The organism is Nitrospinota bacterium, from assembly GCA_009873635.1.
GTDB lineage: Bacteria > Nitrospinota > Nitrospinia > Nitrospinales > VA-1 > LS-NOB.
Window position 1 is genome coordinate 22,178 of the sequence record WAHY01000020.1, and the last position, 12,349, is coordinate 34,526.

Sequence of the window (12,349 nt, forward strand, 5' to 3'; positions counted from 1 at the left end):
TCAATGCTCTTCTCGTTGACAATAAAGGAGTTTTCAGATATTTTAAGGAGTGAGTTAGCAGTTAGCAATGATTTTTCCCGGCGTTTCCAAAGAAATTTGCCGAGGAAAACCTTCACCCCAATTCTTGTGTTTATTCTAGGAAATTTACTGAGCGCAACCGCCCAGGTTCTAAGTATTGTATTAAAACTTTATATGTGGATCATTATTATCCGCGCCTTGTTATCCTGGGTGAATCCGGACCCATATAACCCTATTGTTCAGTTTTTATACAGTATCACAGAACCAGTTTTGCTTCGAGTGAGACAACTCATTCCCATGTCTGGAATAGGAATCGACTTTTCACCCATCATTGTCCTTCTGGCAATAATTTTCCTTGAGGAGTTTTTGGTTAATTCGCTCGCAACCATGGCAATGCAATTACAGTAATCGATCATGCGCCTGACATATCTTGATATCTTAGAGCAATGCTTCCACGATAAATTTCGTGGCTATAACAAGCAGGAAGTTGACACATTCCTGCACCTGGTTGCCGATGATTTCAAGTCCATGGCAGAAGACCTTAAGGAAAAAGACCGGCAGATCGATATCAAAAATGAAGAGATTAAAGAGTTCAAACAAAATCAAGATCAGCAGGAACTGGAAAGTAAAAACCTGGCAGAGATGGAGGGAAAAATACAAACCCTGCAAAATGAATTAACTGAAAAAGACCAGCTAATCCAGGAGTTGCAAAAAGAAAAACAAGCTTCGTCAAATGGGAATGGCGCTTTCTCGAATTTAACACCGGAAATGCTGAAAGAGAAAGCAAAAGCTATCATCAATACCGCTAAACAGCACGCCGAACAACATAAAGCAAACGCCACGAAAGAGTTGAACTCCATACAAGAAGATATCCTGAAACTGCAACAACAGAAGCAGCAACTTATGGATAATATCAGGGCCACGGCAGTGGATCATTTAAACAAATTCAAAGCAGATACCCATAGCGGCAATGCCGGAAACTCAGTTCAGGATTAATCCTTGCGAAACTGGAATCAGGTTCTCAGCGGTTATCCAGCCCCGGTCATCCCAAAATGAGATTTCAGGGATTCATAATAATTCCTTAAAGATTCGGTTGACCTCTCCACCGGTAGACGGAGCTGCCAATAAAACATGTACCAAATTCCTTGCAAAGTGGCTGGAGGTGAGCCCCTCCAGGGTACGTATCGTTGCAGGGCTCAGCAGTAAAAATAAGATTATTGAAATTGAAGGAATGGACGAAATTATTTTACGAAACAAGTTAACGGCTAAAACCCCCAACCTCTTTAAAGAAGATAATTCATGATTAAAACCATAGAGTATGTAGATGGAGTGGTGAGAATGATCGACCAGACTCGCCTTCCTTCAGAAAAAGTTTTTGTAGACTGCAAAACCATTGAGGATGTCGAGCACGCTATTAAAACCATGATCATCCGCGGAGCACCAGCGATTGGAGTCGCGGCGGCCATGGGTGTCAGTCTCGGCGCTGACACAATAAACGCATCCAGTTTTGACGAGTTCTATGCCGTGATGGAAAAACAATGCAACAAGCTTGGCAAGTCGCGCCCTACCGCTGTAAACCTTGCATGGGCAATCAAAAGGATGAAGCGGGTTGCTCAAGATTCAAAAGACCTTCCTGTCCCTGAACTCAAATCACGACTAAAAGAAGAAGCACTTACCATTCTTACCGAAGATATCAGCATTAATGAATCGATGGGAAAACACGGTCAGACTCTCGTTGAAAACGGTAATGTTATTTTAACTCATTGCAATGCCGGGGCATTGGCAACAGCGGGTTTCGGAACAGCACTTGGGGTGATTCGAGCATCTGTCAACGCTGGTAAAAATATCAATGTGCTGGCGAACGAGACCAGGCCTTTCCTGCAAGGGGCCAGGCTGACAGCATGGGAACTCAAAGAGGATAATATTCCCGTCAAACTTATCACCGACAATATGTGCGGTTTCTTCATGAAAAACGGGGAAGTGGACCTGGTGGTAGTCGGAGCTGACCGCATCGCCGGGAATGGTGATATCGCCAATAAAATAGGCACCTATATGGTCGCAGTGCTTGCTAAAGAAAACAATATTCCATTTTATGTTGCGGCTCCCGTTTCTACACTTGATCTTTCATTAACATCTGGCGATGAGATTCCTATTGAAGAACGGTCTGCCGAAGAAGTGGTGAACATCAATAAAAAAAGAATTGCCCCTGAAGATATTGATGTTGCGCACCCGGCGTTTGACATAACCCCGAACGAACTGGTTACAGCAATCATCACCGAGCAGGGAATCGCCCACCCACCTTTCACCGAGTCGCTCAAGGCAATGGCGCAAAAAAAATGAGGGCAATGATTCTGGCGGCTGGATTTGGCACCCGCCTTAAACCCTTGACGCTTGAGCTTCCAAAACCCATGTTTCCAGTATTAAATAAACCTCTACTGGAACACACACTGGACTTATTAAGCTCACAGGGCATTCAAGACATCATCGTCAACGTGCATCATTTGCCGGAAAAAATCATCGAGCACTTTAGGGATGGCTCTGACTTTGGAGTGCGTTTAAAGTTTTCCGTTGAAGAAGAAATTCTTGGAACTGCTGGTGGAATCAAAAAGGCTCAATCATTTCTTGAAAGCGGAACATTCCTGGTGATGAATAGCGATGTGCTCGCTGATATTGATATCAAAAACATCTTAACTTTTCATAATGAAAAAAAGTCCTGCCTGACACTGGTAGTTAGAAAGGATGCTGAGCCAGAAAAATACAAGCCAATCCATTTGGCGGATGGTGGGCGTATCACTCAATTTGTCGATGCATCTATGCAGCATCCTTGCGAAAAAACTCAACGGGTCATGTTCACAGGAATCCAGATCATGGAGCCGGAAATTTTTTCCCGCATACCCCCCGACAGGTTTTACGGAACGACTGAAGATGTATTCCCATCAATGATTGAAGAGGGACTTCCGGTGCATGGATTCCTGCATGAGAAATACTGGATCGACATGGGCACACGGGAAACTTATATCCAGGCACAAGCTGATTCACTTGAAGGAAAGTTTAAATTAAAAACATCTCGATCGAGAAATCCGGAAGAACCATTAGTTGTACCACCTGTTCATATTGGGAAAAATTGTAAAATTTCCAACGATGCACAGGTTGGGCCTCATGCTGTTTTGGGGAACGAGTGTCGAATTCGATCAGGCGCTGTTATAGAAAACTCAATTCTATGGGATGGGGCGACAGTCGGCTCCAGCGCCACAGTAAAAAATTCAATCATTGGCAAAGGTGTCGCTATTGAAAGTGATGCCCAGGTGATCGGCAAGTCTGTGTAGAAAGTTTTAACTTCCCCCTGCCAAGGGACTGAGGGGGATTTTTTGCTGAAGTATTAAAAGGAAGTTCAAAGTTGGCACAGGCAAGCTTCACCCATGCCGACTTATGGACACCTCTAAATATTGTCTTTAGCCATGAGCGACCCTTATGAAATATAGGGTCGCGAGTTGCCATAAAGTAGAACCAGCAAATTATTAGAGGCCCGTTTATAGTTTGCTTAAAGGAGTTTGTGGTTGCTCAGCGTCATCGTGGAAACTGTGACCGCACCTTCTTCACAGTTGATGATTCGACGCAGTTCAGGAAGGTCGGCCTCACCCACCCTGGTGTATTCATCAGTGTAGCTCTCCACATCTTTCAAACCTTTGTCCGGGTTGAAATAGAACACGGAATACTTATGGGTCAGGAATTTTCCATCCTGGTTTTTCCGGCTCTCTTCAATATTGATAGAAAAAGAAAATCGAGGTGTCTGCCGGTTGATCTGCTGGATTCTGCCATCTTTAATGCGGTAAAAAGAACTCATACCATCCCCTCCCATGATCAGTTTTCTGCCCAGAGGATGCGTACCATCATCACCAAAATTAAGTTTGTATTTACCATCCGAGTCCTCAAAAGAACGCGGCCCCCTATGCATGGCAATAGAAGCCAGGTTTTCTGTAAGAAACCCCTTGGCGTTTTCATCACCGATATCTGTCTCGATTTCCTTCGGACCTTTTACTGTCACAGTGCCCTTTTGTTCCACACCATTTATATTTGCCGTCACATCGGCTGTGAATCCACCAAACCCTGCAGGCCATCTGGCAGTATTTGAAAATACTTCCTGCATCGCCTTACGTGCCTCGGCATCATCTTCCAATGTGGTTTCAACATCTTTTTCTTTCGTGTAGGTTGCCATGAAAAATTCTCCTTAAAACATAAAGAGTCCGGCTCCTAACAGAACCAGACGCTATTTATAAAAATACTGGATGAAGCTTAGAGTATACCTTATTTCACCGCCACACTGATATCCGGAATGCCCTTTTTCTGCAAAAGACCCATGACCTGAATCACATCTCCGTATGGCAAGGATTTATCAGCACGAATAATCGCGGTTGGTTTTTTGTCCTTGAACTGCATTTTAGCGAGAGTGGTTTCAAGCCCAAGAAGCGTCAGCGGTTTGCCTCCAAGAAAAATTTTCTTATCTTTCGACATCTCGACCTCCAGGGTCTTTGCACTTTCATCGAGGACGGAAGACTTGGAAGTAGGAAGATTTATATCCATTTTCCTGCTGAAGTCAACAAAAACTGTTGAGACCATAAAGAAAATTATGAGCAGGAACACCACATCAATCATCGGTGTCATATCCAGAGCGAAATTATCTTCCTCTTCTCTTCTGAATTGCATGAAGTATTCCTCTTAAGCCGCAGATCCCTGATGATTAACTAACACTTGATGTCCTCTTTGGCTTTCCTCTCATCGTACTTGAAGACTCAGATTTAGATTTTCGAATGCCGTCATAGGAAAGTTCCTCAATAAGCTGAAAGGATATTTCTTCCATTTCAAAAACGTAACGATCAATTTTTCCTCTGAAATAATGATAAAGGGCTAAAGCCGGGATACCGACCACCATCCCAGCGGCAGTTGTTATCAATGCTTCTGAAATACCGCTGGCAACAAGTCCGGGATTCCCTGTTCCGCTTAAAGAAATTACATTGAAGGCCCGGATCATGCCAAATACAGTTCCCAAAAGGCCCATCATTGGAGTGATGTTTGCCACGGCTCCTAAAACCCTCAGGTTAGAATTCATCAATGACGCTTCATGTTGACCAGCACCCTCAATGGCCCTCTCAATTTCATCGAGCTTACCTCCTACCCGCAATAGCCCGACTTTCAGAATCCGCGAAAGTGAATTGTCGTAAGAGTTACACAGTTGAAGGGTTTTATGAGTGTCCTTCCAATCCCATTGATCCCGTACATTCTGGAGGAAATTTGAATCAATGACATTTTTTCTTCTCAGGTTATAAAGACGTTCTATGGCAATCCCCAACATGAGCACAGAGGCAAAAAGAATGGGATACATCATAACCCCACCTTTTTCAAAAATAGAGAGCAGTTTCCACGAATCTGCAGATACAGGTTCTGCGGCAAAAGCAAACCCAGGAAAACCTAATAGACTTAACAATATAATCTTTATAATACGTTTCATGGTAAAGGTTTTTCCCTGAAGGAAGACCCCATTTTATCAATGGGTATATCGTTGAAGTTATAGCATGAAGTTTTCTGGATAAGCAAGGAGCTTTAAGGCCCTGTAAAATGATTAAGTTCTTTAAACACAAGGTTTTTTAGTATATATTTGAAAAAAGCCTGTAACCATCTATAACAACAATGTCCCGATTCCGACTTTCCTTCAAAATCACACCTGTTTTTTCTTTGATTTTCCTGCTTATGATTATCGCGGGATGTTCCACAACAAAAGAGAGGAGTTATTCTGCAAAACAATTACTGCAACAAAGTAAGCGGCTGGCAAAAAATGACGAACCTGAAGAAGCCAAGGCCAAAGTAGAACAATTAATGGAAGATTATCCCGACAGCAAAGAACGGGTAGCGGCCACAATGATGCTGGCAGACATTCATTTTAAATTGGCAGAATTTGAAGAGGCCAAATTTCATTACCAGAAATTTACCGAACTTTATCCCGCTCACAGTTTTGCAGACCGGGCACATTTCTATAAAGCCATGTCCCATTTCAAGCTGACTGACCTGGCATCACGTGACTTGACTCCTGTAAACTCTGCCCTGGAAGGTTTTCAACACTTTGTTGAAGATTTTCCAGATAGCTCCTACACCAAACCGGCAAAATTAAAAATCACTCAATGCCTGGACATTCTTGCGCAAAATATCTTTGAAATAGGCAAATTTTATTTTCGCACTGGCTCTTATCAATCTGCGATCCAAAGGTTCAAACGTTTGAAGATGGAATATCCCAACCATTCTTATACTCTCGAAGCAGAGTTCCTTTTGGGTGAGTCCTACTATCGTGAACAAAATTTTTCTGAAGCATCCAATTATTATAAAAACGTTATTAGAAGCTCCCCAAGAAGCGAATTTGCAAAAGAAGCGCGGGTTCGCCTGAAAGAACTGCGTTAACATATTGAAATATGCCTAAGACTCCTCAAAACAAATCGCGAAAAACCAAACGCTCTTCCTCAACAGAGAGTAAAGGGGCAAACCATGACCCGCTCACACAATACATGGAAGAAATTGGCAAAATTAAAGTTCTTACCCGAAATGAGGAAATCAAGCTGGCAGAATCCATTAAAGCCGGTGACCCTAAAGCCATACAGGAGATGGTACGCAGAAACTTAAAGTATGTTGTGACCGTTGCCAATAAGTACCGTGGATTAGGCATTTCCCTTCAGGATTTGATTGAAGAAGGAAACATAGGACTGATTCAAGCCGCCAAACGTTTTGATGTATCAAGAAATGTTAAATTTATCACCTATGCGGTGTGGTGGATCAAGCAGGCTATCATGCATTCTCTTGCAGAACAATCTGGCACTGTCAAACTACCGGTAAAACAGGCTGGGAAAGTGCTGAAGATCAATCAGCGAAGCCAGGAAATGGCACAGGACCTTGAGCGGGAACCAACACAGTCTGAACTGGCTAAAAGCCTGGGATACAGGGATGATGAAGTAAATTCCATCATGCGCGCATACCGGACTCACCTTTCACTCGATTCTCCATTAAAAGATTCTGAAGACACACCTTATCTGGATCTTCTGGAAAACCAGGATCTCATCCCCTACGACGATCAACTTATGCAAGCATCACTCAGTGCCAAGGTTGACCAGTTATTGGAGGACCTCTCAGAAAGGGAGGCATTAATACTCAAAATGCGATTTGGTTTTGATGGAGAAGTAAAAACCTTGGAAGAGATTGGTAAAGAAATCGGCCTTTCCCGAGAACGAGTCAGGCAAGTCGAGAAAAGGGCCAAATTAAAAATAAAATTAAAACTGCAAAGCGAGTCCTGGGTGGACGAGGCAGAGTGAATTCTTCATCATGTTGATTGAAACTATATCTCTATGTATAGTCTCATATTTAGTCGGCTCCATTCCCTTTGGAGTTGTTCTTGCGCGCACACAAAACCTGAATATCCAGGAACATGGCAGCGGAAATATTGGAGCCACTAACGTAGCCCGGGTAATGGGTAAAAAAGCCGGAATACTGACTCTTCTGGGAGATGTATCGAAAGGACTTATTGTGGTTGTCTCTGCAGAGGCACTGTATGAGAAGCCGGAGTTGGTCGCCCTTTCCGGGTTAATGGTTTTTCTTGGGCATCTTTACTCGATTTTTTTGAAGTTTAAGGGTGGCAAAGGAGTTGCAACCAGCCTTGGACTTTTTTCATATATCATGCCCTGGTCAACGCTTTGTTCGATTGGCGTATTTTCTATCTGTTTGTGGATTTCGGGCTATGTTTCTATCGGATCAATCATGGCAGCAGTTTCTCTTCCCTTGTTTGCTATATTATTTAAGTTGCAACTTCCCTATATTTATCTTGCAGTAATTATTGGTTTGCTGACCATACTAAGGCATTACGGCAATATTGTAAGACTGATCGAAGGAACTGAAGCAAAGTTCATTAAAAAATAGAATTTGACAAACTCAATTGAAGAAATATAATTGTTCACGGGTTTTCCATCCCAAATAAATAGTTGCCTAGTCAAAAAGTTGCGGGAGTAACTCAGTGGTAGAGTGCAACCTTGCCAAGGTTGAAGTCGAGGGTTCGAACCCCTTCTCCCGCTCCATTTTTCCATCGTGACAACCAAGCAGGGCGCCGTCGCCAAGTGGTAAGGCAGAGGTCTGCAAAATCTCTATCGGCGGTTCGAGTCCGCCCGGCGCCTCCATTTTTTCCTTCCCTCCCTGAATAATTCACCGCATCGAAAATAATTGTTAGATTTGCAATTCCAGCCTTTATAATGATGCCATCATAAAAAACCTCACCTTTTGGCAAGCACTCAATACCATGATTGAAGCAGCATTTTTACACAATCCTGATGACAAGGGAATGTTTTGTCACTGAACTTCAATTTTAGAGACTCATTCTAGGACCCTGATCGTTGTCTGGTAAACTTCCCCTGAAGATGAATACATCGGACTTTTGCTAAAAAACATAAAAGAGGCAACACATGTAGTAGCGGAACATCTATCCTGGCTAACTCAAAATATTCAGTTAGTAATCCGGTGCTGTTTTAAGAACCTGTGGGACGCATCCACCTTCTTTATGTCGTGTTAATAGGAAATCGCCGAATTATAAGGGATAAATGGCAGGCGGGACAAATTGCATCTTCTCTCGTTTTTCTTGTGTTTTGGGGTTGACAAGTCAGTCTGTCAGGGTAATATTATAGAGGTTAGGCATACAACACTCATTAAAAATCAATAGGTTATGACATCAAAACTAACAGGCCCACAAAAAGCTGCCATCTTATTGATGACAATAGGGGAAGAAGCTGCTGCCCAAGTGCTAGCGAATATGGACGAGCGTGAAATTCAGAATATTGGTAATTACATGGCTGCTCTAGGTGATGTAGATGTTAGCGACATGGACAGTATCAATAAAGAATTTTATAATATCGTTGAGTCCGGAACTGGAGGTTTGGGCATTGCCGGAATGGACTTTCTGAGGACGGCTCTGATGCAGGCTCTCGACCCGGCCAAGGCAACCGAAATTTTGAATAACATAACGGCGCCGGGCGAGGAAATGGGCGGTGGGCTGGAAACGGTCCGCATGCTGGATCCGAAAGTTATCTCATCTTTCATTGTTAACGAGCACCCTCAAACTGCGGCGATTATTCTCGCTCACCTTGAGCCACAGGTTGCCAGTCAAACTATTCGCGAAATACCAGAAGAAAAGCGCATGGAGATTCTGCATCGTCTTGCAGCACTTGAACGCGTTGCTCCGAATGTTATCCGTGAATTGGATGAAGCATTACAGGCAGAGTTCCGTTCATCGGGTGCAGTTTCAGGTAACAAATTAGGTGGTGTTGAAGCTGCTGCCGAGATCCTTGGTTCTTTAGACAGGGCCTCAGAAACATCTATACTGTCTGCTATGGATGAGGTGGATAAGGATATGGCGGACGAGATCCGTAACCTGCGCTTCACCTTCGAAGATATTAAAAAAATTGATGACGCAGGCATCCAGCTCGTCATGAAAGAGATTAACCAGGAAGATCTACTGATTGGATTGAAAACGGCAAGTGATGAGTTGAAAGAAAAACTATTCGAAAATATGTCCGAACGTGCGTCGATGATGTTGAAGGAAGACCTCGAGTCACTCGGGCCTATGAAAATCAGCGAAGTTGAAGCTGCCCAGCAGAAGGTTATCGCGGTTGTTAAGAAACTCGAAGAAGATGGCAAGGTTATTGTTAGTGGTGGCGGGGATGAGATGGTCTAGTTAATCAATTTGATACAAAGAGTATTTTTATTATTCTTTGCCTAACTCATAAAAACAAAATTTTGGTTGTATTATAAACTGTAGGTGGTTTGTGCGTTTATGAGCATCAAGTGAGAATTGATGCTCTTTTCTTCTTCCAGTTTTTCCAGAATTGTGTAGAGCGCGTCTATTCGTTTTGAGACGGTACCTGCAAGATGTATGTACCAAATAATGTTGGCCTGCCCCATTAAGTTGTGTCACCCTTTAAGTTAGTATTTCCACCTTTGGCGCAATCGTTTCCGTTGCTGGAGGCTGATAATTCAGTGCGCTATGGGGTCTAAACTGATTGTATTCTCTCCTCCAGTTTTCTATTAAGACCTTAGCTTCCAGTAAAGTTGTAAAGATTTCTCCATTCAACAGTTCATCTCTGAGCTTTCCATTAAAGGATTAATTGTATCCATTTTCCCAAGGCGAACCTGGTTCAATGAATAATGTTTGAACTCCTAATCGTTCCAACCAGTTTCTGACTACTTTAGCTGTAAACTCAGGGCCGTTGTCAGAGCGAATGAAGCCTGGAAGATATCTATATGTTTTTGATAGTTGTAAGTTATGATTGTTGTTCATCTCTTGATAAGAAAGAATTCATTTGTTCTGTAACTAACAAATGATGCGATTTTCTTTTAATACCAATAATTCCTGCATGGATAACTTTAATCAAGTGAATTTCGCTATCTGTACGAGTTGATAGTTTCACCGCGATTGGATTAAAAACAAGATTGGATATTAAAATACCATAAAATGTAGTATTAAGTGCTACAGCTAGTCCAGGGCCAATCATGCTGGGGTCTGATAAATTCTGCATCATTTGAATTAAACCAATTAATGTACCCATCATTCCAAAAATTGGAGCTTGTGCACCCATAAATCGAATAATACTTTGTCCTTGCGTATGCCGTTCTTTTACAGAATTTATTGACTTTGAAATCAAATCGTTTATATCTTCAACTTTATAATCATCTACTATCATTCTTATTCCTTGTTCAAAAAAACGATTTTCTAAAAATTCGTGGTGGTTTTCTAATCCCTTTCTTCCTTCATTTCTATATTTTTTTAAAAGAGTAATAATTAAATTAATATATTCAAGGGGGTGATGATTGTCAGGTTTAAATGCATTTACAATAACGGGCACCAAGGCAAATATCTTTGAATAATGAAATGCAATAAAAGCTGTTGAAATAGTACCGCCAGCAACAATAAAAAAAGAGCTTAAGCTTAAAAAAACATCAATTTCGCCACCGCGAAGTATGGCGGTAACAATTAAAATAACTCCCGCCAAAACCCCTATAAAAGTACCGAAATCATATTTTTTTGTCATATTGATATAGCTTTAAAATGTGTCAATCAATTAAAAAAGATTATGTAAATTTCTTTTTGATATTTTTATCCCTTATTATTTCAATTTCGACTCTATTGGCCATAGTTTTGTTTTTCTTAGCCATTCTTAAATTAGACTGTCTGGTCGAGTCATAACCTGTGATTACCGTTGAATTTTCTGGAAACCTGTATTTCTTATTGAATACTCTTGCTATTGTATTAGAACGTGCGACAGATAAAGTAAAATTGTTAGAATATTTTTTAGATATTTTTTGGCTATTTTTTAATTCTTTTTTATCGGTGTAGCTCTCAATTCTTATTTGCTTGATTCCTCCCAAAGAAATCATATCTTTAAATTTAGAGTTTAAGCGATTTAAGCCTTTTCTAGATAACTTAATATCCCCAGGAATAAACAAATCAGAACTCGGAAAAATCAACCTAACCTCATCAGCATCATTTCGTATTATTGTTTCAGGGTCAACTCCGGATTTTACAAGTTCTTTAACTTTGCCAATAATTTTTAATTCTTGTTCGTTAAGACTAATATTGTTTGGTCTATTTAGCTCTACTTCCTTATTGTTCCAAGTAGAAAAGAAAACTTCAAACTTTTCATAATCTTGATTGCTAATAGAAAAGAAAACAACAAAAAAACAAAGTAAAACAGATTGAACATCACAAAAAGACACAAAAAAATCTGATCCGCCAACAAATTCTCCGGAATTAGATTTGAGTTCTGCATTTGCCGAATCGATCTCGCCCTTATTTTTCTGTTCATTGGTTTTTAGTTGTTGACTTTGTAATAATAAACCAGATTCATGTTCTAATAAGTCAGCTATTTTTTGATCATACTCGTTTTCATATTTTTTAAGCTTGATTGTGATATCATCAACGGAGGCTTTATTTAGGTTCTGAGCTTTAATTGTCTTATCTCCTTCTAGAACATTAATATAAAACTTAATAGCCTGATTGATTTCATCCCCCTCATAATATCCACTGCTAACTTTTATTGCCTCATTTATTAGAGTTTTGTAGCCCTGCTTTATTCTTTCCGTAGTATTTATAGGTGCACGCCCTATGTCTTCATTAATTTCATCGGACATTGATTTATTCTTTAGCTTATCATTTGATTTTATTGTACCCTCAATATTTTTTTTTAGGCTTTCATTTTCAGCCTCTAAACTTGCAAGGACACCCTTTAAATTCAATACCTCCTCAGATTCTTTTTCT

At 41.0% G+C, this 12,349-nt stretch carries 13 protein-coding genes, 2 tRNA genes and 2 pseudogenes; 11 read left to right on the forward strand and 6 right to left on the reverse strand.

The annotated features are described in order from the left end of the window. Nucleotides 1–126: 126 nt before the first annotated feature. The 5 genes and pseudogenes from F3741_10535 to F3741_10555 all read left to right on the forward strand — a co-directional run bounded on the left by F3741_10535 (nt 127) and on the right by F3741_10555 (nt 3,344). Nucleotides 127–426: a YggT family protein gene (locus tag F3741_10535; protein ID MZG31221.1), complete on the forward strand. Its 300-nt coding sequence runs from the start codon at nt 127–129 to the stop codon at nt 424–426. Nucleotides 427–432: 6 nt separating this feature from the next. Beyond that, nucleotides 433–627: pseudogene (locus tag F3741_10540) on the forward strand (DivIVA domain-containing protein). 361 nt (nt 628–988) lie between these two features. Beyond that, nucleotides 989–1,321, forward strand: coding sequence for a DUF167 domain-containing protein (locus tag F3741_10545; GenBank protein MZG31222.1), 333 nt, complete (start codon nt 989–991; stop codon nt 1,319–1,321). Next, the gene (mtnA, locus tag F3741_10550) at nt 1,318–2,358 is read left to right on the forward strand and encodes an S-methyl-5-thioribose-1-phosphate isomerase (GenBank protein ID MZG31223.1); all 1,041 of its coding nucleotides are present in this window, start codon (nt 1,318–1,320) and stop codon (nt 2,356–2,358) included. Before F3741_10545 ends, mtnA begins: the two co-directional genes overlap by 4 nt. Then, nucleotides 2,355–3,344, forward strand: a complete 990-nt coding sequence (locus F3741_10555; protein ID MZG31224.1) for an NDP-sugar synthase — start codon at nt 2,355–2,357, stop codon at nt 3,342–3,344. The genes mtnA and F3741_10555 overlap by 4 nt, the downstream gene beginning before the upstream one ends. Before the next feature lie 215 nt (nt 3,345–3,559). Here F3741_10555 and F3741_10560 read toward each other — a convergent pair whose 3' ends face one another. The 3 genes from F3741_10560 to F3741_10570 form a co-directional block, all read right to left on the reverse strand. Next, nucleotides 3,560–4,234: a DUF3386 family protein gene (locus F3741_10560; protein MZG31225.1), complete on the reverse strand. Its 675-nt coding sequence runs from the start codon at nt 4,232–4,234 to the stop codon at nt 3,560–3,562. Between the two features lie 89 nt (nt 4,235–4,323). Continuing rightward, nucleotides 4,324–4,722 (reverse strand): biopolymer transporter ExbD, encoded by a 399-nt coding sequence (locus F3741_10565; GenBank protein ID MZG31226.1) that lies wholly within the window; start codon nt 4,720–4,722, stop codon nt 4,324–4,326. 34 nt (nt 4,723–4,756) lie between these two features. After that, nucleotides 4,757–5,524, reverse strand: a complete 768-nt coding sequence (locus F3741_10570) for a MotA/TolQ/ExbB proton channel family protein (GenBank protein MZG31227.1) — start codon at nt 5,522–5,524, stop codon at nt 4,757–4,759. A gap of 179 nt (nt 5,525–5,703) precedes the next feature. Between F3741_10570 and bamD the strand changes: the two genes are divergently transcribed. The 6 genes from bamD to fliG all read left to right on the forward strand — a co-directional run bounded on the left by bamD (nt 5,704) and on the right by fliG (nt 9,769). Beyond that, nucleotides 5,704–6,465 (forward strand): outer membrane protein assembly factor BamD, encoded by a 762-nt coding sequence (gene bamD, locus F3741_10575; GenBank protein MZG31228.1) that lies wholly within the window; start codon nt 5,704–5,706, stop codon nt 6,463–6,465. An 11-nt stretch (nt 6,466–6,476) separates the two neighbouring features. After that, the gene (locus tag F3741_10580; GenBank protein MZG31229.1) at nt 6,477–7,367 is read left to right on the forward strand and encodes an RNA polymerase sigma factor RpoD/SigA; all 891 of its coding nucleotides are present in this window, start codon (nt 6,477–6,479) and stop codon (nt 7,365–7,367) included. 10 nt (nt 7,368–7,377) lie between these two features. Then, nucleotides 7,378–7,968 carry a glycerol-3-phosphate 1-O-acyltransferase PlsY gene (gene plsY, locus F3741_10585; GenBank protein ID MZG31230.1) on the forward strand — a complete coding sequence of 197 codons (591 nt, stop codon included), beginning with the start codon at nt 7,378–7,380 and terminating at the stop codon, nt 7,966–7,968. Nucleotides 7,969–8,048: 80 nt separating this feature from the next. Beyond that, nucleotides 8,049–8,123 (forward strand) — tRNA-Gly (locus F3741_10590). A gap of 25 nt (nt 8,124–8,148) precedes the next feature. Further along, a tRNA-Cys gene (locus F3741_10595) sits at nt 8,149–8,222 on the forward strand. A 539-nt stretch (nt 8,223–8,761) separates the two neighbouring features. After that, nucleotides 8,762–9,769 (forward strand): flagellar motor switch protein FliG, encoded by a 1,008-nt coding sequence (gene fliG / locus F3741_10600; protein MZG31231.1) that lies wholly within the window; start codon nt 8,762–8,764, stop codon nt 9,767–9,769. Nucleotides 9,770–10,012: 243 nt separating this feature from the next. Here the strand turns inward: fliG and F3741_10605 are convergent. From F3741_10605 to F3741_10615, 3 genes and pseudogenes are all read right to left on the reverse strand, one after another. Then, nucleotides 10,013–10,336 (reverse strand): annotated as a pseudogene (locus F3741_10605) (transposase). A 19-nt stretch (nt 10,337–10,355) separates the two neighbouring features. Beyond that, nucleotides 10,356–11,123 carry a biopolymer transporter ExbB gene (locus tag F3741_10610; GenBank protein MZG31232.1) on the reverse strand — a complete coding sequence of 256 codons (768 nt, stop codon included), beginning with the start codon at nt 11,121–11,123 and terminating at the stop codon, nt 10,356–10,358. A 40-nt stretch (nt 11,124–11,163) separates the two neighbouring features. Then, nucleotides 11,164–12,349: hypothetical protein (locus F3741_10615; GenBank protein ID MZG31233.1), on the reverse strand; the 1,186-nt coding region annotated here is incomplete at its 5' end.

What these genes read in the sequence shown, in the direction of transcription:
- mtnA (MZG31223.1), top strand. Translation starts at nt 1,318, where the DNA reads ATGATTAAAACCATAGAGTATGTAGATGGAGTGGTGAGAATGATCGAC.
- F3741_10610 (MZG31232.1), bottom strand. Translation starts at nt 11,123, where the DNA reads ATGACAAAAAAATATGATTTCGGTACTTTTATAGGGGTTTTGGCGGGA.
- F3741_10580 (MZG31229.1), top strand. Translation starts at nt 6,477, where the DNA reads ATGCCTAAGACTCCTCAAAACAAATCGCGAAAAACCAAACGCTCTTCC.
- F3741_10545 (MZG31222.1), top strand. Translation starts at nt 989, where the DNA reads ATGCCGGAAACTCAGTTCAGGATTAATCCTTGCGAAACTGGAATCAGG.
- F3741_10565 (MZG31226.1), bottom strand. Translation starts at nt 4,722, where the DNA reads ATGCAATTCAGAAGAGAAGAGGAAGATAATTTCGCTCTGGATATGACA.
- bamD (MZG31228.1), top strand. Translation starts at nt 5,704, where the DNA reads ATGTCCCGATTCCGACTTTCCTTCAAAATCACACCTGTTTTTTCTTTG.
- F3741_10570 (MZG31227.1), bottom strand. Translation starts at nt 5,524, where the DNA reads ATGAAACGTATTATAAAGATTATATTGTTAAGTCTATTAGGTTTTCCT.
- fliG (MZG31231.1), top strand. Translation starts at nt 8,762, where the DNA reads ATGACATCAAAACTAACAGGCCCACAAAAAGCTGCCATCTTATTGATG.
- F3741_10555 (MZG31224.1), top strand. Translation starts at nt 2,355, where the DNA reads ATGAGGGCAATGATTCTGGCGGCTGGATTTGGCACCCGCCTTAAACCC.
- F3741_10560 (MZG31225.1), bottom strand. Translation starts at nt 4,234, where the DNA reads ATGGCAACCTACACGAAAGAAAAAGATGTTGAAACCACATTGGAAGAT.
- plsY (MZG31230.1), top strand. Translation starts at nt 7,378, where the DNA reads ATGTTGATTGAAACTATATCTCTATGTATAGTCTCATATTTAGTCGGC.